This is a genomic window from Proteinivorax tanatarense (assembly GCF_040267685.1).
Lineage (GTDB): Bacteria > Bacillota > Proteinivoracia > Proteinivoracales > Proteinivoracaceae > Proteinivorax > Proteinivorax tanatarense.
On the sequence record NZ_CP158367.1, the window covers coordinates 132,833 to 159,205 of the forward strand.

Sequence of the window (26,373 nt, forward strand, 5' to 3'; positions counted from 1 at the left end):
AAGGAGTGGTTTTTATGTTTGCAAGGTTTACTCAAAGGGCAAGACAGGTATTAGCGTTGGCCCAAGAAGAAGCGAGAAATTTTAAACATCCGGTAGTGGGCACAGAGCACATCTTGCTAGGGATTATAGATGAAGGTCAAGGGATTGCTGCTAAGGTGATAAAAAACTTAAATATCCAAAAGGAATCAGTAAAAAAGGAAATAAACTCTCTGGCTGGAACTGGAAATGAAGTAAAAGAAGGGCCTATAGGTTACTCACCACGGTCTAAGATGGTTATAGAATTAGCATCTCAGGAAGCTAGAGAAATGGGGCATGGGTATGTAGGCACTGAGCATCTCCTCCTAGGCTTAATAAAAGAGGGTGAAGGAATCGCGGCAAAAGTGTTAACGTCTTTAGGGGTGGACCTAGAAAAAGCTAAGGAAATGGTTATTAAAGCCTTAGGAGAATATGAAAAAGGTTTAAATGGCAATTCCCAAATGCCTAAAAGCAACATGCATCAAAAAGTAAAAAGGGGAAGTGGAAACATCGATAGCTTTGGGAGGGATTTAACCGATGAAGCTGAACAGCAAAAGCTAGACCCTGTTATAGGAAGAGAGAAGGAGATAGAAAGAGTAGTTCAAGTGCTTAGCAGAAGGACTAAAAACAATCCCTGCCTTATTGGTGAACCTGGAGTGGGCAAAACAGCTATTGCCGAAGGGCTTGCTCAAAAAATAGTAGAGGGGGATGTACCTGAAACTTTAAAAAACAAAAGAGTGGTGATTTTAGAGCTTGCTTCCATTGTTGCAGGGACTAAGTATAGGGGGGAATTTGAAGATAGACTTAAAAACCTAATAGAAGAAGTAAAAAATGCAGGAGATATAATTCTGTTTATAGATGAACTTCATACAATTGTTGGAGCTGGTGGAGCAGAAGGGGCGATTGATGCAGCTAACATTGTAAAGCCAGCATTAGCTCGTGGTCAATTGCAGACAATAGGAGCTACAACTCTAGATGAGTATCGTAAGCATATAGAAAAAGATGCGGCATTAGAAAGAAGGTTTCAGCCAATTACCGTAGGAGAACCAACAAAGGAAGAGGCGGTGGCTATACTAAAAGGGTTGAGGGATAAATATGAGGCACACCATAGAGTTAAAATTAGTGATGAAGCGTTAGAAAGTGCGGTAAAATTATCTGATAGATATATAACTGATAGATTTTTGCCAGATAAAGCCATTGACCTAATTGATGAAGCAGCATCGAAATTGCGATTAACTACCTTTACCGCTCCTCCAGAGTTGAAAGAGCTTGAGCAACAGTTAGAAGACTTATCCAAAGAAAAGGATTCTGCTGTTAAAAATCAAGAGTTTGAAAAAGCTGCAGAATTAAGGGATAAAGAAGGTGAAATTAAAGATAAATTAAACTCTTTAAAAGAAAATTGGGAGCATAAACAGGTATCGGATAAGTACACAGTAACAGAAGAGGAAATTGCTCAAGTTGTTTCAATATGGACAAATATCCCTGTACAAAAGCTGGCTGAAGAAGAAACTCAGAAATTGCTCAGGTTAGAGGAGGAGCTTCACAAACGTGTCATAGGCCAACAAGAGGCTGTTAAGGCAGTAGCCCAAGCTGTAAGAAGAGCTAGGGCAGGCTTAAAAGACCCTAAAAGGCCTATTGGTTCGCTGATGTTTTTGGGACCAACGGGGGTAGGTAAAACGGAGCTAGCAAGAGCATTAGCAGAAGTGCTATTTGGAGAAGATGATGCTATGATAAGAATAGATATGTCTGAGTATATGGAAAAACATACAACCTCACGACTTATAGGCTCACCGCCAGGATATGTAGGTTATGATGAAGGTGGACAGTTGACAGAGAAGGTGAGGAGGAAGCCATACTCTGTTATTCTTCTTGATGAGATAGAAAAAGCTCACCCTGAAGTATTTAACGTGCTACTACAAGTATTAGATGATGGTAGGTTAACAGATGGGAAAGGCAGAACTGTTGACTTTAGAAATTGTGTGATAATAATGACCTCAAATGTTGGGGCAAGCCTTATAAAAGAGGGGCCTAGGGTTGGCTTTAAGCCGCAAAGTCAAGAGGATAAGCACCAGGAAATGGAAGATAAAATAAACGATGAGTTAAAAAAGACTTTCCGTCCTGAATTTTTAAATAGATTAGATGAAACTATAGTCTTTCATAGTTTAGATAAAGAACATATAAAAGAGATAGTAAAACTCCTATTTAAAAAATTTAACAATAGAGTAAAAGATTATGGCGTAACCTTAGAAGCTACTGAAAGTTTATATGAGCATCTGGCAAAGGAGGGCTATGATCCCTCATATGGTGCTAGGCCTTTGAAAAGGGCTATACAAAGGTGGGTAGAAGATAGTTTATCTGAAGAAATTTTAAAAGGAGATATCAAAAAAGAAGATAATGTTTTAGTTGATTATGATGGAGAAAAGGTGATTTTTACAAAAAAAAGCTAAGGGGATTTCCCTTAGCTTTTTAGTCTACATTTTTTTTTCTTTTTTGACAAAGAAGGATTTTAACAAATATCGAAGAATATTATGTTATAATAGTAAATTAGAATAGTTTAATTTAGGTGTGGTATAATGGCAAAAAAGAAGACTTATTTTATGTGTCAAGAGTGTGGTCATGAATCTATTAAATGGGTGGGTAAGTGCCCTGGTTGTCACCAATTTAATACAATGGTGGAAGAGATAAAAACGAAAAATGATAACTCCCATTTAAATTTATCAAAAGATATAAAAATTTATAACATAAATACAATAGCATCTGATGAAAAAAGTCGTATTAAAACTGGCAGTACAGAACTAGATAGGGTTTTGGGTGGTGGATTAGTAGCTGGATCACTAGTGCTTTTAGGTGGAGATCCTGGTATAGGAAAATCAACTCTTTTGCTACAATCGGCCCATAGCATTTCTGAGAGGAAAAAAACGTATTACTTATCTGGCGAAGAGTCGCCTCAACAAATTAAACTACGAGCAAGTAGGCTAGGCGTCTCTTCAAAAAATCTATATGTCTTGTCCGAAACTGACATTGATATGTTAACTCACCTTGTAGAAAGAGAGCCACCACAAGTTCTTATAGTAGATTCCATTCAGACGGTTTTTAAAAGTAGCTTAGAATCAGCACCTGGAAGTGTTGCTCAAGTGAGGGAATGCACAAACACCCTGATGAAGCTTGCTAAAAAAAGCGGAATTCCAATCTTTATTGTAGGTCATGTTACAAAAGAGGGTGGTATAGCAGGACCTAGGGTGCTTGAACATATGGTAGATACTGTGCTTTATTTTGAGGGAGATCGCCATCAATCTTTTAGGATTTTGAGAGGAGTTAAAAATCGTTTTGGCTCTACAAATGAAATTGGAGTTTATGAGATGGTTCAAGAGGGCCTTAGGGAAGTGTTAAATCCTTCAGAGTTATTTTTATCACAACGGCCTATAGAAGGGCCTGGCTCTATTGCTACTGCCTCTATGGAAGGAACTAGACCTATATTAGTTGAAATACAAGGTTTGATAACAGCCACAAACTTTTCAACTCCACGAAGAATGACTAATGGAGTAGACTATAATAGAGTTTCGCTACTAATGGCTGTACTTGAGAAGAGAGTGGGTTTGTTTTTGAATAATCATGATGCTTTTGTAAATGTAGCCGGTGGAGTTAAAATCGAAGAACCTGCTGTTGATCTAGCTATTTCCTTAGCAATTGCTTCATCTTTTAAAGAAAAACCTATAAATAAACACTGGCTTGCAATAGGCGAAGTAGGGTTGACAGGCGAGGTACGTAGTGTTAATCAAATAGATCAAAGACTTAAAGAAGGTCAAAAGCTAGGGTTTGATAAAGCCTTAATACCTCATAATAAGAATATTCCCGATTTGGATGGTATAAAGGTTTATCCTATAAAAACTGTACAAGAAGGTATAAATATAGTGTTAGGAGGTGATTAGATGCAAGCTTTAAGAACTCCAGATGATAATTTTTTAAAAACATTAAAATTAGTAGCTCCAGGTACTAAGTTAAGGGAAGGGCTTGAAAATGTTTTAAGGGCAAAGACTGGAGCCCTAATAGTTATCGGAGAAAGTCCTCAGCTCCAAGAAATTGTAAGTGGTGGTTTCTTTATCAATAGTGACTTTTCTCCTGCCAATCTTTATGAACTGGCAAAGATGGATGGGGCAATTTTATTGAGTTATGATGCTAAAAAAATTCTTTATGCTAACACTCAACTAATTCCCGACTCTAAAATTTTGTCTACAGAAACAGGGATTAGGCACCGAACTGCAGAGAGAGTAGCTAGGCAAACTGGAGAGTTGGTTATATCTATATCTCAGCGTAGAAACACTATTACCCTATATAAGGGGTATGTAAAATATGCACTAAAAGATATCAGCGTTATTCTAAATAAGGCAAATCAAGCTATACAAACCCTTGACAAGTATCGATCTGTTTTAGAACAAAGCTTGGTTAATTTAAGCGCTTTAGAGTTTGAAGAAATGGTAAATGTAGTAGATGTTGTTAATGTGTTACAAAGATACGAAATGGTATTAAGGATAGTAACAGAACTAGGAAAATACATTGTAGAGTTAGGAGACGAGGGCCGTCTTATAAAGATGCAGTTAGAGGAGTTAATTTCTAATGTTAAAGAAGAAGGCTATCTTGTCATAAAAGATTATATGGTTAATAAAGAAACTACAGATCCTAATGAGATATTAAAAAGTATGTCTCAATTAACTTCTGAAGAGCTTTTAGAGTTAACCAATATCAGCAAAGTGTTAGGTTATGGAGTAAGTGTGGGAGCCTTAGAGCAGCCAGTAAAATCTAAAGGACATAGGATTTTAAATAAAATCCCCCGTTTACCTATGCCTGTAATAGAAAATGCCGTTAATTCCCTTGGTGGCTTACAAAATATATTGTTAGCTTCGATTGAAGAGTTGGATGAGGTAGAAGGGATCGGAGAAGTAAGGGCTAGGGCTATAAAAGATGGATTGCGCAGGCTACAGCAGCAAGTGCTTCTAGATAGGCATGTTTAGCGAAGGGGGAAACAAAGTGTTTAAACGTATTATACCAAGTGTTTTTACTTTAGGTAATTTGGTTTTTGGGCTTATAGCGCTTTATTATACTATAAATGGTGACCCTGCCGGAGGAGCAGGTTTTATATTGGTGGGGACACTTTTAGATGGATTAGATGGTAAAGTGGCTCGATTTTTAGGAGTTAGTAGTGAGTTTGGCAAACAGTTAGACTCTCTTGCAGATATGGTTACATTTGGGGTGGCGCCAGCCATTGTAGCTTATGAGTTGGTATTAAACTCTTATGGACTGTATGGTTTGATTATATGTTTTGCCTTTCCAGTAGCTGGAGCTATCCGATTAGCCAGGTTTAATGTGACATCCGAGGAAACACCGGCTGGTTACTTTATTGGTATGCCTATTACAATTGCAGGAGGCATTTTAACAGTGTTAGTGCTATTTGATTTTTTCCCAATGCTATTTATTTTAGGAGCTGTACTTTTCTTAGCTTATATGATGATTTCTAGCACAAAATATCCAGATTTCAAAACAATAGGACTACCCAAATGGGCGCAGTTGTCAATAGTGCTACTAATACTATTGATTGTATTTTACTTTAAAATTCCTGAACTGATTTTCCTGCCCATCACAATTTATATTCTTATAGGTTTAAAAGAGCGACTACAAACTATTTTTCAGTGGTATAAAAGAAGAAAACTTTGCAATTAGATATTAAAAAAAGATAGCACATTATGTGCTATCTTTTTAATATCTAACTTAAGTTAAAGCGACCCAAAGTAGCTATTTTTTTGTATTCTTGTTCTAAAACATTTTGTAAGTCTAATCCCAAAATATCACAAAGCGCTGCCAAATAAAATATATTATTACCTAGCTCCATTTCAACTATTTCACGACAGTTATCACATAAACCACCTTTAACATGGGTTTCAGTATAATTCTTTAATTCTTTCAAACTAGCTTCTTGGGGTATTTCTTTTTTAGTTGCAGTTATTTTTAAACATCCACAATTTGTAACTGTTTTGGCAACAGACCGGTTTACTCTGCTGTTAGATTCCTGATACTTAGTCAATATATCCAAGATGCTTCTGTGCCTGATAAGCAGGTCATTTACTTTAAGTTGAAATTTATGACAATCCAACTCTTTGTTGTCCTTCATTATTAATTTTCACCCCACAATTTTGAGCTTTTGCATTTATTATATATATTTCAGGATTGCTTTGTCAAACCAAAATAAAATTAAATACAGTTTTTTTTCTTTTAAATAAAATATTATAAAAAAATGTTGACAATAATCGGCATCATATGATAAAATAAAACAATTTTGACATTACCCCCTTAACATGTTAAAATTATATAAAAATTCCAATTAGTATAATTGGAGGGGGTATAAAAAATGTTTAGTATTGGCGATAAAATTGTTTACCCTATGCATGGTGCAGGAGTTATTAAAAATATAGAGGAGCGAAAAGTATTAGATAAGTTAGAAAAATATTATGAGCTTAAAATACCAATAGGTTCTATAACTGCATTTGTGCCTGTTTCCAAAGTGGAAAGGTTGGGGATACGAAAAGTTGTTAGTGCTGGGGAGTTAAAAAAAGTTTTTGAGATCCTAAGTACAGATCAAGGTGCTATGCCATCAAACTGGAATAGAAGGTACAGGCAAAACTTAGACAAACTAAAGACTGGAGATGTCTTTCAAGTGGCTGAAGTTGTAAAAGATTTGACTATAAGAGACGAAAACAAAGGATTATCTTCTGGGGAAAAAAGAATGCTTGAGAAATCACGGCAAATATTAGTTAGCGAAATTGTTTTAGCTAAAGATATATGCGAAGATGAGGCTGATAATTTGCTGTACAATGCTTGCAGGGTATAACTTAAAATTAATACTGTATAACATTAAGTAAAAGGATTATAATATAGGGTAGGAGGTGAAGGGTTTCAAATGATAAAAACTCTAACAAGAATTATTGCTTTGCTTTTTGGAATTTCATTTGGGTATATGGTTTCTGTGCAACTAATTGAGTTTAATGTAATAAGTGTTGAAGGTACATCAAAATACGGGGTTATCAGTGGATTTTCCATATTATGCGCATTACTATTTTTTACTATATCGCCATTAATTTCAAGAAAAATAATTGCTCTTGGGCGATACTTAGATAAAAAACTTTACTACACTCCTGTACAGGATATAATAGCAGGGATAGTTGGTCTTATAATAGGCTTAGTTATCGCAACTTTGTTGATATTTCCTTTAAAGGAGCTTCCCATAGTCGGACCATTTTTACCTTTTGTAGTAAACCTAACACTAGGGTATTTGGGGTACATAATAGCCATAAGTAAATGGGATGATATATTAAGTTTATTTGGAAAAAGTTCAAAGGAAAAAAGTGACGGAGCGATGGTAAAGATTTTAGATACAAGCGTAATAATTGATGGCAGGATTGCTGATATTTGTGAAGCTCGTTTTATTGAAGGGAAGTTAGTGATTCCTGGATTTGTATTGGAAGAACTTAGACACATTGCTGACTCTTCGGATACGTTAAAAAGGAATAGAGGCAGGAGAGGGCTTGATATTTTAAATAGAATCCAAAAAGAAATTGATGTACCCGTAGTTATCATGGAAAATGATACAACTGGAGAAGGTATGGAAGTAGATAGTCGCCTTGTCAGGTTAGCTCAGAAATTGAAAGGTATGGTAGTTACAAATGATTATAATTTAAATAAAGTGTGTGAACTGCAGGGTGTTCCTGTACTAAATATTAATGAATTAGCCAATGCAGTTAAACCTGTAGTTTTACCAGGGGAAGAGATGAATGTTGAGGTTGTAAAAGATGGAAAAGAAGCTGGGCAAGGAATTGGTTACTTAGATGACGGAACGATGATAGTTGTTGATGGTGGTAAAAACCATATAGGTGAAAACTTGGACGTTTTGGTGACCAGTGTTTTGCAGACAGCTGCTGGGAGAATGATATTTGCAAAAATAAAAACAAATCCAAAAGCTAGCTAAGGAGTTTAAAAATGGGGAACGTTATAGCACTAATAGCAGCTGCTGGTTCAGGCAGCAGAATGAAGATTAATACTAAAAAACAATATTTAAATTTAGCGGGTCAACCTATGTTGGCCCGTACTGTGTTATTATTTCAAAAAAATAAGAATATAGATAAGATTTACGTACTTTGTCCCTTGGCAGACATGAAATTCTGTCAACAGGTAATAAAAAATCACTGCGGTCAATTTAAAATTGCCGGAATTATTCCTGGGGGAGATACAAGATTTGACTCAATATATAATGGGATAAGTAAATGTGAAATAGAAGATACAGATAAAGTGCTTATCCACGATGGAGCTCGCCCCTTTGCTTCACAAGCGATTATTAACAACATAATAAACAAACTCTCACAAAAAGGTGTAAATGGAGTAGTTCCGGGAATTCCAGTAAAAGATACCATAAAAAAAATTGATGGAGATCTAATAGTGGATAGTCCGCCGAGGAAACAACTAATAGCTGCCCAAACTCCTCAAGGGTTTTGTGCTAAGGTGCTTAAAGAGTTATATAAAATGGCGAAAAAGGATAACGTGAATAATCTAACAGATGACAGCTCTCTACTAGAGCACTACGGCTATCCCATGCATCATATTTTAGGGGAAGAAAATAATTTTAAGGTAACAACGCCGCAAGATTTAGAGTTAGCTCAGCTATATTTAAAGGAGGGGGAAAAGTGAAAATAGGCATGGGTTATGATGTACATAAACTTAGTGATAATAGGAAATTAATTATTGGAGGAGTAGATATTCCATTTAATAAAGGATTAGATGGCCACTCTGATGCAGATGTTTTAATTCATGCAATCATGGACAGTATTTTAGGGCCGATGGGATTAGGAGATATTGGCAATTTATTTCCGGACACAGATAACAAATATAAAGATATAGATAGCATGGTATTGCTTAAAGAAGTAAATAATAAATTAAAACAAAGCCAACTAAAAGTTGCAAATGTTGACTGTGTTATTTTGGCGGAAAAACCAAAGATGTCACCCCATATAAAAGAAATGGCACAAAATATTTCTCAAGTTTTAGATATAAATCAGTCTCAAATTAGTATAAAAGCTACAACTACAGAAGGGTTGGGTTTTGTAGGGAGAGAAGAAGGGATTGCAGCACAAGCGGTTTCGCTACTTTTTCTAAATGAATAGCGAAGAAACCAAGAAAAAATAAAAAAGTGTGAAAGCTAGGTTGATTTATTGTCAAGTTGACACAAAGTTGGTATAATAATTAAAAAAACCATAGCAATGATAAAAGATTAGTATGTCTTCTCACCTCAAACAGAGATGGTCTTTAAATGGTGGAAAAAGACTAGGTTAATAGAGGACAGAAATTGCACTTTTGGAGCTTAGGCGGGTGGTGCCGTTAACGACCTACTAAGATTAAACGACTACTGTCATTTAAATTAGAGTGGAACCGCGATAAAATCGCCTCTAAGCTTAGGGGCGATTTTTTTAATATATTTCAAATTTAATTTGGAGGGTAAAAAATGAGTGGGATAAAAGTTGATATAAAAGCGGTTTTTAATAACGACCCTGCAGCAAAAAGTGTCTTGGAAGTGCTTTTATGCTATCCAGGCCTACATTGTATTATGATTCATAGATTTTCACATCGACTTTATAAATTAAATCTTATCTTAATAGCAAGGTTAATATCTCAAATTGCTAGATGGCTAACTGGTATAGAAATACACCCGGGAGCACAAATTGGACGAGGAGTTTTTATAGATCATGGGATGGGAGTAGTTATTGGGGAAACTACTCAAATAGGAGATGGTGTAATTATATATCAAGGAGTTACATTAGGAGGGACTGGAAAAGATAAAGGCAAGAGACACCCGACAATAGAAGCCAACTGTACTATTGGGGCAGGAGCTAAAGTTTTAGGCCCCTTTAAGGTAGGGAGAAATTCCAAAATTGGTGCTGGTTCTGTTGTGCTTAAAGAAGTGCCAGAGAATTCCACTGTTGTAGGAGTGCCAGGTCAAGTTGTACAGGGAAGAAAAAGAAAAAAGGATTGCTTAGAGCACGGCAATATGCCTGACCCAGTCATGACAATCACTAAGTGCATGGAAAGGCGGATAAAAGATTTGGAACAGCAAGTTAAAGAACTAAAGGAGGGCAAGGTAAGTGACGATTAAATTGTTTAACTCGATAACTCAGAACCAAGAAAGGCTTAATCCTGTTAATAAAAACAAAATTAATATGTATGTGTGTGGACCTACAGTTTATAATTACTTTCATATTGGAAATGCCCGGGTTTTTGTTTTTTTTGATGTTGTTAGAAGATACTTAGAACATAGAAATTACAACGTTAATTATGTGCAAAATTTTACCGATATAGATGATAAGTTGATTGAAAAGTCCAATGAGATTGGTGTGACAGTTAGTGAGCTGGCAGAAAATATGATTGAAGCATATTTTAAAGATGCTAGGGCTTTGGGGGTTAAAGATGCGGACTTTCACCCAAAGGCCACAGAGCATATTAACGACATGATAGATGCCATTTCAAGGTTAATTGAAAAGGGCTTAGCATACGAAACTGATAAAGATGTTTACTTTGACACCACTAAGTTTCCTGAATATGGGAAACTATCTGGTCAGGACATCTCAAAACTACAGTCAGGTAGCAGGATAGAAGTTGACCCATATAAGAAAAATCCCCTAGACTTTGTGCTTTGGAAAAAAGCAAAGCCTAAAGAGCCTAGTTGGGATAGTCCATGGGGTAAAGGAAGACCTGGCTGGCATATCGAGTGTACTGCCATGTCTAGGAAATATCTAGGTGACACCCTTGATATTCATGCAGGTGGAGAGGATTTAGCTTTTCCCCACCATGAAAACGAGGTAGCCCAAAGTGAAGGGCTGACAGGCAAACTGTTTACCAGGCATTGGATGCATGCTCGATTTTTGCAAATAGAAAGTAAAAAAATGGGCAAATCCCTAGGGAATCAGTTGATGGTAAGAGATCTATTGCAAAAGCACCCGCCATTAGCGCTTAGGTTTTTTCTTTTATCTGCCCACTATAGAAACCCTCTAAATTACACTGAAGAATTATTGCAGTCAGCTAAGAGTAGTGTAGAAAGATTAAATACTGCGTACAAAAATTTAAAGTATGCTCTAGACGAATGTGCAGTTCAAAATCAAAGCAAAGAATATAGCGATAATAAGCAAATAGAAGAATATAAAAACAAGTTTTATAGAGCTATGGATAATGACTTTAACACGGCAGATGCTATAAGTGTTATGTTTGAAGTTGTTAAAGAGGTAAATAACTATTTAGCTTTACCTTCGAGAGACTATGTAGAGTTGAAAAATTTTAAAGAAACGCTTGATAATTTTGATTCTATAATGGGGCTTATCGAAAGAGTCGAACAAAAAAGTTTAGATAGAGAAATAGAAGTGTTGATAGAAAAAAGACAACAAGCTAGGTCTAACAAAGACTTTGCTACTGCTGATAAAATTAGAGATGAACTTTTGCAAAGGGGGATTACCTTAGAGGACACACCCCATGGTGTGAGGTGGAAATACATTGAATAAAGATAAGTTGCAAAAAGAAGTGCCTGTAATAGCTTTGGCTTTTGTTGGAGATTCAGTATATGATACCTATATCAGAACTATGTTATTAAATAATGGTAAGTACAAACCTAATCTTCTGCATAAAAGATCAAGTGCTTACTCTAAAGCTAAAGCTCAGTCTGTAGCATATCTAAATATTAAGGATATCTTAAGCAATGAGGAGGAGAAACTAGCCAATAGAGGAAGAAATGCAAAGACAAATACCATGGCTAAAAATGCTTCTGTAGCTGAATACAAAAATGCTACTGCCTTAGAGGCACTTATAGGTTATTTGCATTTAACGAATCAAAAACAAAGAATAGATGAAATAATGGATAAAATCGTGCAAGAAATAGAAAAACAGGAGGTAAAGTAAAATGGATGTAAAGCTTATTTGTCACACACCAAACTGTCAGCAAGTTGTTGCAACTGCTGCACGTTTGTGTTATTCGGCCGATGATATTGATACTATACTAACAAAAATGGGAGATAAGAGGGGGAAGAAACTTATTCTTAAGCTTATTGATTTAGGACATCAGTCTCCTTTTGAACATATTTCATTTACTTTTGGAATAAGTGGTATAAGCCGCTCTTTGAGCCATCAGCTTGTAAGACATAGGATAGCAAGCTATTCTCAGAAATCTCAACGCTACGTATCTGAGAGTCAATTTGACTACATAACTCCCCCATCAATAAAAAAAGATGAAAAAACAAAAAAAAGATATGACCAGTTGATGGAAAATATAGCGAAATGCTATGAAGAACTGTCAGAAATTGCACCTAAAGAAGATGCTAGATATGTTTTGCCTAATAGCTGTGAAACTAAGATTGTTGCAACTTTTAATGCCAGATCTCTTTTTAACTTTTTTCAGCATAGGATGTGTACTAGAGCTCAATGGGAAATTCGCCTATTAAGTGAAAAAATGTATGATATTGTAAATGAAATATCCCCTGAAATTTTTAGTTATTTTGGAGCTAGCTGTGATACATTGGGGTATTGTCCTGAAGGAACCATGTGCTGTGGAAAGGCACAAACCTTAGAACAAAGGGAGCGTTAGTCAAATGGATGATTTCATTTTTGGGAAAAATTCGGTGCGGGAGCTTTTGCAGTCTAATCGAAGTATAAACAAAATATTTGTAGTAAAAGGTTTTAAGGATAAGGAACTTTTGCAGTTAGCCAGACAAAAGAAAGTTATTATTAAAACAATAGAAAAAAAGAAACTAGACAGCTTGGTAGAAGGGAAGAACCATCAAGGGATTGTCGCTTCTGTTAGCCCTAAAAATTATGTTGAAATCGAAGAAATCATACACAAAGGAACAGAGGGGGAAAAATTTATCATTGCTTTAGATTCGTTAGAAGACCCTCATAATCTAGGAGCTATATTGAGAGTTGCTGATGGAGCGGGAGTAGATGGTATAGTTATTCCGAAAAATAGGGCTGTGCCACTAACCTCTACTGTTGCAAAAGTAGCAGCAGGAGCCATGGAAACAGTTCCCGTTGCAAAGGTTACAAATTTGGGTAGGACCATAGAAAAATTAAAAGAGGCGGGATTTTGGGTGACTGGCGCTGACTCCCAAGGAAGTCCCTTTTACACAACAGACCTTAAGGGAAATGTATGTCTAGTAGTTGGTGGAGAGGGAAAGGGTATAACGAGATTAATTAAAGAAAAATGTGATTTTATAGCCTCTATACCACTAAAGGGAAAGGTTACCTCATTAAATGCTGCTACAGCAACAGCAATTTTATCTTATGAGGTTGTAAGGCAAAGAGAAAATGAACGATCATAAGGAAATGGTTGTAATTGATGGATATAATCTTATTTATTATTGGTACAATAAACAATTAAAAGAGATATCCCTTGAGGAGCTTAGGAAGGAACTGGTAGAAAAGCTTCAGGAGTTTCAAAACTATAGTGGAACTAAGGTTGTCTTAGTGTTTGATGCATATAAAGTAAGAGGTAGGGTAAAAGAAGAAAATTTTAACGGCCTTGAAGTCTGGTTTACTAAAGAAGGGGAAACAGCTGACACCTTAATTGAGAAAATGGTATATCAATTAATGAAAAAGAAAAAGAAGATCACTGTTGTTACTTCTGATTATGCGCAACAGCAGTTTGTCCTAGGGAAGGGTGCTATACGGAAATCTTCCCGGGAGTTTATAAATGACCTAATGGGAATAAAAAACAAAATAAGAAAAACTATTACAAAGAATGTAAATAAATCGGGAAATACAATAGGAAGTAGCTTAAGCCCGGAAGAAGTCAAGATATTGGAGAAAAAGTTTAAAAACTAAAAAACTTGACGAGTATTTCCCGATAAAGTATAATTAATATCATTAAAAGAGGGGGAGGTTAGAGACTTGGCTTTGACAGCAAATCAAACCCATAATCCAGAAGAGATGAGTGATGAAGAATTAGCTGTGTTGGCCTGTCAGGGAGACGAGATAGCTACTGAAGTTTTGATTAATAAGTATAAAAACTTTGTCAGGTCTAAAGCCCGCTCATATTTTTTAATAGGGGCTGACCGAGAAGATATTATTCAAGAGGGAATGATTGGTTTGTACAAGGCTATCAGGGATTTTAAGGGGGACAAGCTGACTTCCTTTAAATCTTTTGCAGAACTTTGTGTAACAAGGCAAATAATTACGGCCATAAAAACTGCTACAAGGCAAAAGCATATCCCACTAAACTCCTATGTTTCGCTAAACAAACCAATTTTTGACGAAGAATCAGATAGAACACTATTGGATATCATATCTGGTATTAAAATAACTGATCCTGAAGAGTTAATGATTAGCCAAGAAGAATATAGTGATATTGAAAAAAAGATGGCTGAAATTTTATCTGGGTTAGAAAGAAAGGTGTTAATGCTTTACTTGGAAGGGAAGTCTTATCAAGAGATAGCTGAGGAACTAAAGCGTCACGTAAAATCAATTGACAATGCACTTCAAAGAGTAAAGCGAAAGCTAGAAAGGTATTTAGAAATCAGGGAACTTTAAAAAAAAGAAAAAACCCCTTGACTCTGTATCGGAAAAAATGTATAATGTATATTGTCGCTGAGATGCAGCGAGATAAAATATACGGAGAGGTTCCCGAGTTGGCCAAAGGGGGCAGACTGTAAATCTGCTGGCTCCGCCTTCACTGGTTCGAATCCAGTCCTCTCCACCACTAATGCGCGGGTGTAGCTCAATGGTAGAGCCCTAGCCTTCCAAGCTAGTTACGTGGGTTCGATTCCCATCACCCGCTCCATTTTATGCTCGCGTAGCTCAGGAGGTCAGAGCGCATCCTTGGTAAGGATGAGGCCACCGGTTCAACTCCGGTCGTGAGCTCCACAATTATGGCGGCGTAGCTCAGGTGGCTAGAGCATGCGGTTCATACCCGCAGTGTCCGGGGTTCAAATCCCTGCGCCGCCACCAAATATGGATATAACGTCCTGGATAGGGCGTTTTTTTTGTGTCAAACTAAGGAATTTGGGATAAGGGGAAGAAAAAAAGAGATAATAAATTCTAAGTACAGCTTTCTTAGTGTTGACATCCTATTTAAACTGTGATAGATTTTATTAGGTACCATTAAAATAGAGAAGTGTTTTTTATACAATAAAAGGTTAAATGTTTAGGCTTTAGGAGGTGCGAATAGATGAGAGAGATAATCACACTGGCATGTACAGAGTGTAAACAGCGGAACTATACTACCACTAAAAACAAAAAGAACCAACCAGATAGAATAGAACTGAAAAAGTATTGTCGTTTCTGCAAAGCTCACACTAATCATAAAGAAACCAAATAATGGGGAAGAACCATTATAAAAATTTTGTTGAATAGGATGTGAGAATCTATGGGTATGATTCAAAAATCAAAATCCTTTTTTAAAGGAGTAAAGTCAGAACTAAAGAAAGTTCAATGGCCTACCCGAAAAGAGTTGACAACATATACTGTGGTAGTAGTTGTTACAGTTCTTGTAGTTGCGGGCATAATAGCTCTTATGGATACATTTTATGGTAGCATAATTGGGTTGATAACTAGGAGTTAGCAAAACCTAAATTTAGAAATAAAAGGGGGGAGGGGTCATAAGGCCCCGAACTATGGAGAAAAGATGGTATGTTGTACATACCTATTCAGGGTATGAAAATAAAGTAAAAGCCAATTTAGAAAAACGTGTTGCATCTATGGAGATGGAGGACAAGATTTTTTCTGTACTTGTGCCCATGGAGGAACACCAAGAAACTAAAAATGGCAAACGTAAAACAACCATGAAAAAAGTTTTCCCGGCCTATGTGCTAGTGGAAATGGTTCTTTCTGACGATTCTTGGTATGTAGTTAGAAACACGCCAGGTGTTACAGGGTTTGTGGGTTCAGGGACTAAACCAATACCCTTAGAAGAAGAAGAAGTGAACCATATTATGAAAAAAATGGGTATGGAAGCTCCTAAAGTTAAAGTTGACTTTGAATTAAAGGAGCAGGTTAAAGTTAAATCAGGGCCATTTGAAGGCTTTGAAGGTGTTATTGAAGAGATAAGTGTAGAAAAACAACGATTAAAGGTTTTAGTTTCTATGTTTGGTAGGGAAACCCCTATTGAGCTAGAATTTGATCAAGTTGAAAAGATATAACTTTGATTGGATAACCAATCAATATATATATTTTTACATTTCTACTAGGGTGACTTAGTAGGTTAGTGGGAGGGTAGTACCCGCTAAAACCACATTAACTAAGAAGGAGGTGTGACCCTAATGGCTAAAAAGGTGATTGACTTAGTGAAACTTCAAATTCCTGCTGGCAAGGCCACCCCAGCTCCACCAGTTGGTCCAGCTTTAGGTCAGGCAGGCATTAACATAATGGCTTTTTGTAAAGATTTTAACGAAAGAACAAGTTCGCAAGCGGGCATGATAATACCGGTTGAAATAACTGTATTCGAAGACCGTTCGTTCTCTTTCATCACAAAAACACCGCCAGCTGCAATTTTATTGAAAAAAGCCGCTGGAATTGATAAAGCTTCAGGCGAGCCTAACAAAGTAAAGGTTGCTAAAGTGAAAAGAGCTCAGCTGGAAGAAATAGCTGAACTTAAAAAAGCAGATTTGAATGCTGCTGATCTTGATGCAGCTGTAAGAATGATTGAAGGTACTGCCCGTAGTATGGGTATTGAAGTAGAAAAATAATATTAAGGTGGGAGGATATATCCGTTAATACCACAGGGAGGTTTGTTAATATGGCGAAAAAAGGCAAAAGAATGGCCGATGTTTCTAAGAAAGTAAACAAAGAAGAGTTTTACAGTACAACTGAAGCCTTAGAGTTAGTAACTGAAACTGCTTCCGCAAAATTCGATGAAACTGTTGAAGCTGCCTTTAGATTAGGTGTAAACCCAAAGCATGCCGATCAACAGATTAGAGGAGCCTTAGTGCTTCCTCATGGTACTGGTAAAGAGGTTAAGGTGCTGGTTTTTGCAAAAGGTGATAAAGCAGCAGAAGCTGAAAAAGCTGGAGCAGATTTTGTTGGGGCTGAAGAACTAGCTGAGAAGATACAAGGTGGATGGATGGATTTTGACGTAGCTGTGGCTACTCCTGATATGATGGGAGTTGTTGGTCGTCTGGGTAGAGTCCTTGGTCCTAAAGGTTTGATGCCAAACCCCAAGACTGGAACTGTAACTATGGACGTATCAAAAGCTGTAGAAGAAATAAAAGCTGGTAAAATAGAGTATCGTGTAGAGAAACATGGAATTATCCATGCTCCTATTGGCAAAGTGTCTTTCGGAGTTGACAAGCTAAAAGAAAACTTTAACACTTTGTTAGACACGATTATAAAAGCTAAGCCTGCTACGGCTAAAGGTATTTATTTGAAATCAATAACTGTATCCTCTACAATGGGTCCGGGAGTAAAGGTTAGCCAACAAAAAGCAGCATCTTTTGAATAAGTCTTGACAAATAACCAACTTTGAATTAGAATATACTATGTTGGTTTTAAAAATAAATAGAGACCGAAGACAGTAGGTGTCATAGCGCTTAATTTCCTACCGAGGTATGGACAAGTATAGAAGATTAAATTCTTTGTATACCCTTTCCTCGTAGGAAAGGGTACTTTTATTTATCAAAGAAAACCTTGAGGAGGTGTTTAAGTGGGAGTACGAGAAGATAAAGTTCAGGTTGTAGAGGAACTTAAAGAAAAGTTTTCGTCAGCTCAAGGCACTATCATAGCTGACTATAGAGGGCTAGATGTAGCGGATGTAACTGAGCTTAGGGCGAAACTACGTGAAGCTGGTGTAGAATATAAAGTTGTTAAAAATACATTAGCTAAGTTAGCTGTAAAGGATACCGATTACGAATCGGTAAGCGAACATTTACAAGGTCCTACAGCTATAGCTTTCAGTCCAGAAGATCCTGTAGCTCCAGCTAAAATTATCCATGAGTTTTCTAAAGAAAACGAAGCTTTGAAAATAAAAGCTGGAATTTTAGAGGGGGAAGTTATAGACTTTAGCGGTGTAAAAGCGTTGGCTGAGCTACCGTCTAGAGAACAATTGCTAGCACAAACCGTTGCTGCACTACAGAGCCCGATAACTGGGTTTGTGAACGTTATGCAAGCAAACACAAGAGATTTTGTTAATGTGCTAGATGCTATTAAAAACAAAAAAGAGCAAGAAGCATAATGGATCGTAAACTTTAAAAATTAAAAAATTAAAACTTTTGAGGAGGATTTTAAATGTCTAAAGTACAAGAAGTAATGGAAATTGTAAAAGAAATGTCTGTTTTAGAACTATCTGAGTTAGTAAAAGCATGTGAAGAGGAGTTTGGTGTATCTGCAGCTGCTCCTGTAGCTATGGCTGCTGCTCCAGCTGCTGGTGGAGAGGCTGCTGAAGCAGAGCAAACTGAATTTGATGTAATCCTAACTGCAGCTGGTGACAAAAAAGTTCAAGTTATTAAAGCGGTTAGAGAGATCACTGGCCTTGGCCTAAAAGAAGCGAAAGCTTTAGTAGATGGCGCTCCAAAACCACTAAAAGAGAAAGTATCTAAAGAAGACGCAGAAGAAGTTAAAGAAAAAATTACTGCTGCCGGTGGTACTGCGGAAGTTAAGTAATTTAACTATTTGCTATAGAAGCTCGCCCTGCCTTGGTAGGGCGTTTTTTTTTACAAGTCAGATGTTGACTTTAAAAAAAAATTATGATAGTATAGTAAATTGCTAAACAAGTGCTGATTTCCCAAAATGTAGTATAAAATCTTATAAAATTGGGAATAGTATTTTGGATGAAAAGAGTTTTAAATAGGTATGTTAATACCAAGAAATAGATAAGGGGTGAAGTGGCAAATGGTAAAACCCGTACAGTCTGGAAAAAGAGTAAGACATACTTTTTCTCAAATTGACGAGCCCATTGATTTTCCCAATTTAATTGAAGTGCAAAAAGGCTCTTATAATTGGTTTTTAGAAGAAGGTTTAAATGAAATGTTTAAGGACATTTCCCCCATTGAAGATTTTACTGGGAACCTTTCTTTAGAATTTACTGGATACCAGTTGGGCGAACCTAAACAATCTGTTGAAGAATGCAAGGAAAGAGATTCTACATACTCTGCACCACTTCGAGTTCAAGTAAGGCTCATCAGTCAAGAAACTGGTGAAGTTAAGGAACAAAGTGTATTTATGGGGGACTTCCCTTTGATGACAGAGAATGGTACTTTCATAATTAATGGTTCAGAACGAGTTATCGTTAGCCAACTTGTAAGGTCTCCAGGTGTTTATTTTAACACCCAAAAAGACACCTCTGGTCGAGACTTATTTACTGGTGTAATTATTCCAAATAGAGGTGCATGGTTAGAGTTTGAAACAGATGCAAATGAAATAATTTATGTGCGCGTGGATAGAACCCGTAAGCTGCCTGTAACAGTGTTGCTTCGAGCTTTAGGGTTTGGCACCAATGAAGAAATATTAGGTATTTTTGGTGAAAATAAAAGAATAAAAAACACTTTAGACAAAGACCACACTGATTCATTTGAGACAGGTTTGTTAGAGGTATATAAAAGATTAAGGCCAGGGGAACCAGCTAACGTTGAAAATGCAAAACAACTGTTAGAGTCCCTGTTTTTTGATGCGCGACGTTATGACTTCGCCCATGTTGGTAGATATAAAGTAGATAAAAAACTAAACCCTAAATGGAGAATGCTAAATAGAAAATTAGCAGAGCCTATTGTCAGTGAAGATGGAGAAATTTTGGCAAATGGTGGCGAAACTCTGACAGAAGAGGTTTTAGATTCATTATTAACAAGGGACGATATACCTTCTGTTGTAAAGATATTTAATAACGAAGAAGAGGTTGTTCCAATAATAAATAACCTTAACCAGGAAAACGGTATTTTACATGTGACAAAAGAAGATATAATTGCTTCTATAGGTTACCTACTTAACCTTATGGACTCAGTTGGATATACAGATGATATTGATCACCTTGGAAACAGAAGATTAAGATGTGTAGGTGAACTTTTACAAAATCAGTTTAGAATTGGTTTGTCGCGTATGGAGAGAGTAGTTCGGGAAAGAATGACTATACAAGATGTAGATGCAATAACTCCGCAAGCCTTAATTAATATAAGGCCAGTGATAGCTTCCATCAAGGAGTTTTTTGGGTCAAGCCAGTTGTCACAGTTTATGGACCAGCACAATCCTCTTGCAGAGCTTACTCATAAACGCAGGCTTAGTGCTCTTGGGCCCGGGGGCTTATCTAGAGATCGAGCTGGATTTGAAGTTCGTGACGTACACCACTCTCATTACGGTAGAATGTGCCCAATAGAGACCCCTGAAGGTCCTAATATCGGTCTTATTGGTTCGTTAAGTACTTATGGGAAAGTAAACAGATATGGTTTTATAGAAACTCCATATCGAAAAGTAGATAAAGAAAAAGGTAGGGTTACCGACGAGATTGTCTATCTAACTGCAGATGATGAAGACCAATACTCGATAGCACAGGCCAATGCCCCCTTAGATGATGATGGCTACTTTTCAAATGAAACAGTAACGGTACGTTATCGTCATGAAATTTTAACCAAACAACCAACTCAAGTAGATTATATGGATGTTTCACCAAAACAGGTTTTCAGTGTAGCTACTACGCTAATTCCTTTTTTAGAAAATGATGATGCTAACCGTGCTCTTATGGGAGCTAATATGCAGAAGCAGGCGGTTCCACTTTTAAAGCCGGAAGCTCCTCTTGTTGGGACTGGTATGGAGCATAGAGCAGCTAAAGACTCCGGAGTAGTGGTTAGCGCAGTGACAGATGGTGAAGTAGTTGAAGTAACAGCAGATAGGATAAAAATTAAGCGAAATGCATTTTCTGATACTCGTGATAGAGAAGTTCATGGAACAAGTAAAGAAATTTTCCCCAAAGATAGTTATAACGGAATAGACATCTACACTCTGACTAAGTTTCAACGTTCAAACCAAGGGATGTCCCTTAACCAACGTCCAATAGTTAGTTACGGAGAAAAAATCAAAGCTGGTGATATAATTGCTGATGGTTCTTCAGCGGAACAAGGTGAACTAGCTTTAGGGAAAAATGTTTTAGTTGCATTTATGACATGGGAAGGTTATAACTATGAGGATGCAATCCTATTAAGTGAAAAGCTGGTTAAACAAGATGTTTATACCTCAGTTCATATAGAGCAATACGAGTCAGAGGCAAGAGATACTAAGCTTGGCCCAGAAGAAATAACTCGCGAAATTCCAAACGTTGGCGATGACGCTCTGAAACACCTAGACGAAAGAGGAATTATTATGGTAGGTGCAGAAGTGCGGCCAGGTGATATTTTAGTTGGCAAGGTGACTCCTAAAGGAGAAACTGAGCTAACTGCAGAAGAAAGACTTTTACGTGCTATTTTTGGAGAAAAAGCACGAGAAGTGCGGGATACCTCTTTAAGAGTGCCCCATGGGCAAGCTGGTAGAATTGTAGATGTAAAAGTCTTTACCAGAGAAGAAGGAGATGAATTACCTCCTGGTGTCAACCAATTAGTGAGAGTATATATAGCTCAAAAAAGAAAGATTTCAGAAGGGGACAAAATGGCGGGACGTCATGGTAATAAAGGTGTTATAGCAAAAATTTTACCTGAGGAAGATATGCCGTTTTTGGAAGATGGGACCCCAGTTGATATAGTACTTAACCCACTTGGTGTACCTTCTCGTATGAACATTGGGCAGGTTCTTGAAACACACCTAGGTTGGGCAGCAAAATCTTTAGGAATGCACATGGCAACTCCGGTTTTTGATGGAGCATCAGAAATAGATGTCTTCCAGAAATTAAAAGAAGCGGGGTTACCAGAAACAGGGAAAACGACCCTTTTAGATGGCAGAACGGGAGAACCTATGGAAAATAAGGTTACAGTCGGCTATGTTTATATGCTTAAACTTGCTCACTTGGTTGATGATAAGATCCATGCCCGCTCAACTGGTCCATACTCTCTAGTAACTCAGCAACCTCTCGGCGGTAAGGCGCAGTTTGGAGGACAAAGATTTGGAGAAATGGAAGTTTGGGCATTAGAGGCATATGGAGCATCCCATATACTACAAGAAATCTTAACGGTCAAATCTGATGATGTGGTAGGAAGGGTAAAGACTTATGAAGCTATAGTAAAAGGTGAAAATATTCCTGAACCTGGTGTTCCTGAATCATTTAAAGTTCTTATTAAAGAACTTCAAAGTTTAGGGATGGATGTAAAAGTTTTAGGAAATGAAGAAGAAGTAGAAATAAAAGAAGGCGAAGATGAAGAGCCAGTAGAATTAGATGTTAACATTGAAGGCTCCGAAGATAGCCCTAAACCACAACTGCCTAAAAAAGAAGATTTAGATGAAAGCAGCCAAGAAATGGAAGAAATAGGGAAACCTGAAGATGCTGACGGAACTGATGAAGAACTTTAGAAAAGTTATGTTTTTTATTAAGAAACTAAACTGTAAAGGGGGAAAAGGCCCTTGTTGGATGTAAACAATTTTGATTCGTTAAAAATTGGCTTAGCTTCGCTGGAACAAATTAGAACATGGTCAAGGGGTCCTGTAAACAAACCAGAGACTATTAACTACCGTACACTAAAACCTGAGCGTGAAGGATTGTTTTGTGAAAAGATTTTTGGACCGCAACGGGATTGGGAATGTAACTGTGGTAAGTACAAGCGTATTCGTTATAAGGGTGTAGTATGTGATCGCTGTGGTGTTGAAGTAACTCGAGCCAAAGTACGTAGAGATAGAATGGGGCATATAGAGCTAGCTGCGCCAGTATCACATATTTGGTATTTTAAAGGTATTCCTAGTAGGATGGGATTACTGTTAGATATGTCTCCTAGGGCTCTAGAAAAAGTTTTATACTTTGCATCGTATATAGTTTTAGACCCCGGAGAAACAGGCCTTACTAAAAAACAACTATTAACAGAAAATGAGTATCGAGAGAATTATGAGAAGTATAGCCATCTGTTTAAAGAAGGAAAAGGCTTTAAAGCTCAGATGGGTGCAGAAGCAGTGCAAGCCTTGTTAAAAGAAATGAACTTAGATGATTTAGCAAAAGAGTTAAGGGCGGAGTTGAAAAATGCCACCGGACAACGAAGAATTAGAGCAATTAGAAGGCTTGAAGTTGTGGAATCCTTTAAAGCGTCTAATAATAAACCAGAATGGATGATTTTAGAAGCCATCCCTGTATTACCTCCTGACCTCAGACCTATGGTTCAGTTGGATGGAGGAAGGTTTGCAACTGCTGACTTAAACGACTTATATCGTAGAGTTATTAACAGAAATAATAGGCTAAAAAGACTGGCCGAACTACATGCTCCAGATATAATTGTGCGCAATGAAAAGAGAATGTTACAAGAAGCAGTTGATGCCCTCATAGATAACGGACGAAGGGGGAGGCCTGTAACAGGGCCTGGCAACCGCCCGCTTAAATCTTTAAGTGACATGCTTAAAGGTAAGCAAGGAAGATTTAGACAAAATCTTTTGGGGAAACGGGTTGATTATTCCGGACGTTCGGTTATAGTGGTTGGTCCAGAACTGAAGATGTATCAGTGTGGACTTCCAAAAGAAATGGCTTTAGAGCTGTTTAAGCCTTTTGTTATGAGAAGGCTATTTAAAAGTGGTCATGTCCAGAATATAAAAACCGCTAAAAAGAAGGTTGAAAAAGCAGATCCAATAGTATGGGATGTGCTAGAAGGTGTTATCAAACAGCACCCTGTACTTTTAAACCGCGCCCCAACCCTTCATAGACTGGGGATTCAAGCTTTTGAACCGGTATTGGTTGAAGGAAGGGCAATAAAAATTCACCCACTTGTTTGCCCAGCATATAATGCGGACTTTGACGGTGATCAAATGGCCGTCCACGTCCCACTGTCTTCGGAAGCACAAGCGGAAGCAAGGATATTAATGTTAGCGGCTCATAATATATTAAATCCAAAGGATGGGAAACCAGTTGCTACCCCTACCCAGGATATGGTGCTAGGTTGCTACTATTTAACACTTGAAAATGAGGGAGAAAAGGGAGAAGGAAAGGTTTTCGGCAATCCTGACGAGGTGGTAATGGCATACCAAAACGGAACTGTTACCCTTCACTCAAGAATTGCGTTGCGGGCAAAAAGCCTTGGCAAAAAAGCGGTGTTGGGAGCAGGAGATGATGAAATTAAAAAAGGTTTCTTACTGACTACTCCAGGCAGGATCCTATTTAACGAAATATTCCCTGAAGATTTCCCTTTTATTAACAGGCCAACCTATAAAAACTCTGTAACTAGTGAGGACTATATTACCGAAGCTGGTGTTAACCTTGCTGAGACTATAAAAAACAAAGGTGAGATCGGCGGAGCTAAGAAAGGGTTTTTAGGAGCGCTTATAGGAGAGTGCTTCCGTAGGTATGGTACTGTTAGAACCTCGGAAATTTTAGATGATGTTAAAAAACTTGGATTTAACTACTCTACAAAGGCCGGAATTACAATGGCGGTAGCCGATGTAAAAATTCCACCTCAAAAAAAGGAAATTATGGAATGGGCTGAAGCTGAAGTTTCTAAAATAGATAGAAATTTCCGTAGAGGATTTGTTAGTGAAGAAGAGCGTTACAACAGAGTTATTGAAGTTTGGGGTAAAGCAAAAGATAATATTACAAAAGCTCTTATGGATAATATGGATAAAATGAACCCGATAAATATGATGGCTGGGTCTGGGGCAAGGGGTAATGTATCACAGATTACTCAGCTTGCAGGTATGCGTGGACTTATGGCAGATCCAACGGGTCATATTATTGAATTGCCGATAAAAGCAAACTTTAGAGAAGGATTAACAGTTCTAGAGTACTTTATTTCAACTCACGGCGCTAGAAAGGGTTTGGCGGATACAGCCCTTAAAACAGCTGATTCAGGCTATTTAACCAGAAGGCTTGTTGATGTTTCCCAAGATGTGATAGTTAGAGAAGAGGACTGTGAAACTTTTGACGGCATTACAGTAAAAGAAATCAAAGAAGGAAATGATGCCATTGAAACTCTCGAGGAGCGCCTGATTGGACGTCATTCCTCCATAGACATTATAACTCCAGACGGTGAGATACTAGCTAAAGCTGGACAGTATATTACAGAAGATATGGCTAATGAAATAGCAGAGCATGGAGTAATTATTTCTCCTGCAAGTGGAACAGTTAAAATAACCTCTAAATCAATAGTAGTAGAAGCTGATGATGGTCAAACCCATACTTTCGAACGACAGAAAGGGGTAACGATGTTCCTAGCTGACGGCAATAGAGTAAGAGCAGGAGAGAAGCTTTGTGCTACTTTTGATACCGTGAAAATAAGATCAGTGCTGACTTGTAATACAAGGCATGGAGTGTGTGTTAAGTGCTATGGTAAAGATCTAGCAACAGGTGGCAGAGTTAAGCCAGGGGAGGCAGTAGGTATTATAGCTGCTCAATCAATTGGAGAACCTGGAACTCAGCTAACAATGCGTACATTCCACACAGGTGGTGTAGCAGGTGATGATATTACTCAAGGTCTTCCAAGGATTGAAGAGCTATTTGAGGCAAGAAAGCCAAAAGGTCAAGCAATAATTGCAGAAGAACCAGGGCTTGTAAAAGTAATTGAAAGTAAAAATAAAAGAGAAATAGAACTTACAAAAGAAGATGGTGAACAGATACTTTACACTGTACCTTACGGCGCTAGGTTAAAAATTAGAGATGGGTTTCGTGTGGAAGCTGGAGATGAGTTGACTGAAGGCTCAGTAAATCCTCATGACCTACTGAAAATTAAAGGGGTTGCAGGTGTTCAGGCTTACTTAACTCAAGAAGTTCAGAAAGTATATCGCTTACAAGGTGTTGAGATTTCTGATAAGCATATCGAAGTTATTGTAAAACAAATGCTTAGAAAAGTTAAGGTGGAAAATGCTGGAGACACAAGTCTGTTGCCAGGAACTTTAGTTGATGTTTTCGAATTGACAGAAACAAACGAGAAAAATATTGCAGAAGGCTTAGAACCTGCAAAAGCCCAACCGATACTTTTAGGTATAACAAAGGCTTCTTTGGCTACCGATTCTTTCTTGTCAGCAGCCTCATTCCAGGAAACGACAAGAGTGCTTACAGAAGCTGCTATAAAAGGGAAGAACGATCCGTTACTAGGGCTTAAAGAAAATGTAATAATTGGAAAATTAATTCCTGCTGGTACAGGGATGGCCAAGTATGCCAATGTAAAACCAAAAACTGTGCAAGAGGACTCAGAGGTAGTTGACAGTTTATAGTCAAGGTGATAAAATAATCAAGGTGTATCTGCCCAGAATTAACAAATGGAG

The 26,373-nt window shown here is 37.4% G+C and carries 25 protein-coding genes, 4 tRNA genes and 1 other annotated feature; of the genes, 28 read left to right on the top strand and 1 reads right to left on the bottom strand.

What is annotated here, in order from left to right; all coding sequences use genetic code 11:
- The first annotated feature begins 14 nt into the window (after positions 1-14).
- The 4 genes from PRVXT_RS00665 (at position 15) to pssA (ending at position 5,730) form a co-directional block, all read left to right on the top strand.
- Positions 15-2,462, top strand: a complete 2,448-nt coding sequence (locus PRVXT_RS00665; RefSeq protein WP_350343779.1) for an ATP-dependent Clp protease ATP-binding subunit — start codon at positions 15-17, stop codon at positions 2,460-2,462.
- 126 nt (positions 2,463-2,588) lie between these two features.
- A complete protein-coding gene (radA, locus tag PRVXT_RS00670; RefSeq protein WP_350343780.1) occupies positions 2,589-3,944 on the top strand; it encodes a DNA repair protein RadA in 1,356 nt (451 codons plus the stop codon).
- Entirely contained in the window at positions 3,945-5,024 is a 1,080-nt protein-coding gene (disA, locus tag PRVXT_RS00675) for a DNA integrity scanning diadenylate cyclase DisA (RefSeq protein ID WP_350343781.1), read from the top strand.
- A 16-nt stretch (positions 5,025-5,040) separates the two neighbouring features.
- On the top strand, positions 5,041-5,730 hold the full coding sequence (gene pssA / locus PRVXT_RS00680; RefSeq protein WP_350343782.1) for a CDP-diacylglycerol--serine O-phosphatidyltransferase: 690 nt from the start codon (positions 5,041-5,043) through the stop codon (positions 5,728-5,730).
- 43 nt (positions 5,731-5,773) lie between these two features.
- Here the strand turns inward: pssA and PRVXT_RS00685 are convergent, their stop codons facing one another.
- Complete coding sequence (locus PRVXT_RS00685; protein WP_350343783.1) at positions 5,774-6,178, bottom strand: DUF1573 domain-containing protein; 405 nt, start codon at positions 6,176-6,178, stop codon at positions 5,774-5,776.
- Positions 6,179-6,415: 237 nt separating this feature from the next.
- Between PRVXT_RS00685 and PRVXT_RS00690 the strand changes: the two genes are divergently transcribed.
- From PRVXT_RS00690 to rpoC, 24 genes are all read left to right on the top strand, one after another.
- Positions 6,416-6,895, top strand: coding sequence for a CarD family transcriptional regulator (locus PRVXT_RS00690; RefSeq protein WP_350343784.1), 480 nt, complete (start codon positions 6,416-6,418; stop codon positions 6,893-6,895).
- A gap of 69 nt (positions 6,896-6,964) precedes the next feature.
- Positions 6,965-8,029 (top strand): PIN/TRAM domain-containing protein, encoded by a 1,065-nt coding sequence (locus PRVXT_RS00695; protein WP_350343785.1) that lies wholly within the window; start codon positions 6,965-6,967, stop codon positions 8,027-8,029.
- Between the two features lie 11 nt (positions 8,030-8,040).
- Complete coding sequence (gene ispD, locus PRVXT_RS00700; RefSeq protein WP_350343786.1) at positions 8,041-8,745, top strand: 2-C-methyl-D-erythritol 4-phosphate cytidylyltransferase; 705 nt, start codon at positions 8,041-8,043, stop codon at positions 8,743-8,745.
- Positions 8,742-9,218, top strand: coding sequence for a 2-C-methyl-D-erythritol 2,4-cyclodiphosphate synthase (gene ispF / locus PRVXT_RS00705; protein ID WP_350343787.1), 477 nt, complete (start codon positions 8,742-8,744; stop codon positions 9,216-9,218). The genes ispD and ispF overlap by 4 nt, the downstream gene beginning before the upstream one ends.
- Positions 9,219-9,556: 338 nt before the next feature.
- Positions 9,557-10,204 carry a serine O-acetyltransferase gene (gene cysE, locus PRVXT_RS00710; protein WP_350343788.1) on the top strand — a complete coding sequence of 216 codons (648 nt, stop codon included), beginning with the start codon at positions 9,557-9,559 and terminating at the stop codon, positions 10,202-10,204.
- Positions 10,200-11,600 (top strand): cysteine--tRNA ligase, encoded by a 1,401-nt coding sequence (gene cysS, locus PRVXT_RS00715; RefSeq protein WP_350345080.1) that lies wholly within the window; start codon positions 10,200-10,202, stop codon positions 11,598-11,600. The genes cysE and cysS overlap by 5 nt, the downstream gene beginning before the upstream one ends.
- Positions 11,593-11,994 carry a Mini-ribonuclease 3 gene (locus tag PRVXT_RS00720; RefSeq protein WP_350343789.1) on the top strand — a complete coding sequence of 134 codons (402 nt, stop codon included), beginning with the start codon at positions 11,593-11,595 and terminating at the stop codon, positions 11,992-11,994. Before cysS ends, PRVXT_RS00720 begins: the two co-directional genes overlap by 8 nt.
- Position 11,995: 1 nt before the next feature.
- The gene (gene thyX / locus PRVXT_RS00725) at positions 11,996-12,676 is read left to right on the top strand and encodes an FAD-dependent thymidylate synthase (protein WP_350343790.1); all 681 of its coding nucleotides are present in this window, start codon (positions 11,996-11,998) and stop codon (positions 12,674-12,676) included.
- Positions 12,677-12,680: 4 nt separating this feature from the next.
- On the top strand, positions 12,681-13,406 hold the full coding sequence (rlmB, locus tag PRVXT_RS00730; RefSeq protein WP_350343791.1) for a 23S rRNA (guanosine(2251)-2'-O)-methyltransferase RlmB: 726 nt from the start codon (positions 12,681-12,683) through the stop codon (positions 13,404-13,406).
- Positions 13,393-13,908: an NYN domain-containing protein gene (locus tag PRVXT_RS00735; protein ID WP_350343792.1), complete on the top strand. Its 516-nt coding sequence runs from the start codon at positions 13,393-13,395 to the stop codon at positions 13,906-13,908. The genes rlmB and PRVXT_RS00735 overlap by 14 nt, the downstream gene beginning before the upstream one ends.
- A gap of 72 nt (positions 13,909-13,980) precedes the next feature.
- Positions 13,981-14,613 carry an RNA polymerase sporulation sigma factor SigH gene (sigH, locus tag PRVXT_RS00740; protein ID WP_434064315.1) on the top strand — a complete coding sequence of 211 codons (633 nt, stop codon included), beginning with the start codon at positions 13,981-13,983 and terminating at the stop codon, positions 14,611-14,613.
- A gap of 83 nt (positions 14,614-14,696) precedes the next feature.
- Positions 14,697-14,782, top strand: a tRNA-Tyr gene (locus PRVXT_RS00745).
- A 7-nt stretch (positions 14,783-14,789) separates the two neighbouring features.
- A tRNA-Gly gene (locus PRVXT_RS00750) sits at positions 14,790-14,863 on the top strand.
- A gap of 6 nt (positions 14,864-14,869) precedes the next feature.
- Positions 14,870-14,946, top strand: a tRNA-Thr gene (locus PRVXT_RS00755).
- Between the two features lie 7 nt (positions 14,947-14,953).
- Positions 14,954-15,030 (top strand) — tRNA-Met (locus PRVXT_RS00760).
- 220 nt (positions 15,031-15,250) lie between these two features.
- Positions 15,251-15,400, top strand: a complete 150-nt coding sequence (rpmG, locus tag PRVXT_RS00765) for a 50S ribosomal protein L33 (protein ID WP_350343794.1) — start codon at positions 15,251-15,253, stop codon at positions 15,398-15,400.
- Between the two features lie 48 nt (positions 15,401-15,448).
- Positions 15,449-15,643: a preprotein translocase subunit SecE gene (gene secE / locus PRVXT_RS00770; RefSeq protein WP_350343795.1), complete on the top strand. Its 195-nt coding sequence runs from the start codon at positions 15,449-15,451 to the stop codon at positions 15,641-15,643.
- 52 nt (positions 15,644-15,695) lie between these two features.
- Positions 15,696-16,220: a transcription termination/antitermination protein NusG gene (gene nusG, locus PRVXT_RS00775; RefSeq protein WP_350343796.1), complete on the top strand. Its 525-nt coding sequence runs from the start codon at positions 15,696-15,698 to the stop codon at positions 16,218-16,220.
- Positions 16,221-16,340: 120 nt separating this feature from the next.
- Complete coding sequence (rplK, locus tag PRVXT_RS00780) at positions 16,341-16,766, top strand: 50S ribosomal protein L11 (protein WP_350343797.1); 426 nt, start codon at positions 16,341-16,343, stop codon at positions 16,764-16,766.
- A 50-nt stretch (positions 16,767-16,816) separates the two neighbouring features.
- Positions 16,817-17,518, top strand: a complete 702-nt coding sequence (gene rplA / locus PRVXT_RS00785) for a 50S ribosomal protein L1 (protein WP_350343798.1) — start codon at positions 16,817-16,819, stop codon at positions 17,516-17,518.
- A 45-nt stretch (positions 17,519-17,563) separates the two neighbouring features.
- Positions 17,564-17,696: a sequence feature (ribosomal protein L10 leader region), on the top strand.
- A gap of 23 nt (positions 17,697-17,719) precedes the next feature.
- Entirely contained in the window at positions 17,720-18,247 is a 528-nt protein-coding gene (rplJ, locus tag PRVXT_RS00790) for a 50S ribosomal protein L10 (RefSeq protein ID WP_350343799.1), read from the top strand.
- Positions 18,248-18,300: 53 nt separating this feature from the next.
- Entirely contained in the window at positions 18,301-18,675 is a 375-nt protein-coding gene (gene rplL / locus PRVXT_RS00795) for a 50S ribosomal protein L7/L12 (protein WP_350343800.1), read from the top strand.
- Positions 18,676-18,903: 228 nt separating this feature from the next.
- Entirely contained in the window at positions 18,904-22,494 is a 3,591-nt protein-coding gene (gene rpoB / locus PRVXT_RS00800) for a DNA-directed RNA polymerase subunit beta (protein WP_350343801.1), read from the top strand.
- A gap of 51 nt (positions 22,495-22,545) precedes the next feature.
- Positions 22,546-26,322, top strand: a complete 3,777-nt coding sequence (gene rpoC / locus PRVXT_RS00805; protein ID WP_350343802.1) for a DNA-directed RNA polymerase subunit beta' — start codon at positions 22,546-22,548, stop codon at positions 26,320-26,322.
- The last annotated feature ends 51 nt before the right edge of the window (positions 26,323-26,373 follow it).

What these genes read in the sequence shown, in the direction of transcription:
- rplK (WP_350343797.1), top strand. Translation starts at nt 16,341, where the DNA reads ATGGCTAAAAAGGTGATTGACTTAGTGAAACTTCAAATTCCTGCTGGC.
- PRVXT_RS00685 (WP_350343783.1), bottom strand. Translation starts at nt 6,178, where the DNA reads ATGAAGGACAACAAAGAGTTGGATTGTCATAAATTTCAACTTAAAGTA.
- cysE (WP_350343788.1), top strand. Translation starts at nt 9,557, where the DNA reads ATGAGTGGGATAAAAGTTGATATAAAAGCGGTTTTTAATAACGACCCT.
- disA (WP_350343781.1), top strand. Translation starts at nt 3,945, where the DNA reads ATGCAAGCTTTAAGAACTCCAGATGATAATTTTTTAAAAACATTAAAA.
- secE (WP_350343795.1), top strand. Translation starts at nt 15,449, where the DNA reads ATGGGTATGATTCAAAAATCAAAATCCTTTTTTAAAGGAGTAAAGTCA.
- rplA (WP_350343798.1), top strand. Translation starts at nt 16,817, where the DNA reads ATGGCGAAAAAAGGCAAAAGAATGGCCGATGTTTCTAAGAAAGTAAAC.
- ispD (WP_350343786.1), top strand. Translation starts at nt 8,041, where the DNA reads ATGGGGAACGTTATAGCACTAATAGCAGCTGCTGGTTCAGGCAGCAGA.
- PRVXT_RS00665 (WP_350343779.1), top strand. Translation starts at nt 15, where the DNA reads ATGTTTGCAAGGTTTACTCAAAGGGCAAGACAGGTATTAGCGTTGGCC.
- PRVXT_RS00695 (WP_350343785.1), top strand. Translation starts at nt 6,965, where the DNA reads ATGATAAAAACTCTAACAAGAATTATTGCTTTGCTTTTTGGAATTTCA.
- PRVXT_RS00735 (WP_350343792.1), top strand. Translation starts at nt 13,393, where the DNA reads ATGAACGATCATAAGGAAATGGTTGTAATTGATGGATATAATCTTATT.
- rlmB (WP_350343791.1), top strand. Translation starts at nt 12,681, where the DNA reads ATGGATGATTTCATTTTTGGGAAAAATTCGGTGCGGGAGCTTTTGCAG.
- rpmG (WP_350343794.1), top strand. Translation starts at nt 15,251, where the DNA reads ATGAGAGAGATAATCACACTGGCATGTACAGAGTGTAAACAGCGGAAC.
- radA (WP_350343780.1), top strand. Translation starts at nt 2,589, where the DNA reads ATGGCAAAAAAGAAGACTTATTTTATGTGTCAAGAGTGTGGTCATGAA.
- PRVXT_RS00690 (WP_350343784.1), top strand. Translation starts at nt 6,416, where the DNA reads ATGTTTAGTATTGGCGATAAAATTGTTTACCCTATGCATGGTGCAGGA.
- rpoB (WP_350343801.1), top strand. Translation starts at nt 18,904, where the DNA reads ATGGTAAAACCCGTACAGTCTGGAAAAAGAGTAAGACATACTTTTTCT.
- nusG (WP_350343796.1), top strand. Translation starts at nt 15,696, where the DNA reads ATGGAGAAAAGATGGTATGTTGTACATACCTATTCAGGGTATGAAAAT.
- rplL (WP_350343800.1), top strand. Translation starts at nt 18,301, where the DNA reads ATGTCTAAAGTACAAGAAGTAATGGAAATTGTAAAAGAAATGTCTGTT.
- thyX (WP_350343790.1), top strand. Translation starts at nt 11,996, where the DNA reads ATGGATGTAAAGCTTATTTGTCACACACCAAACTGTCAGCAAGTTGTT.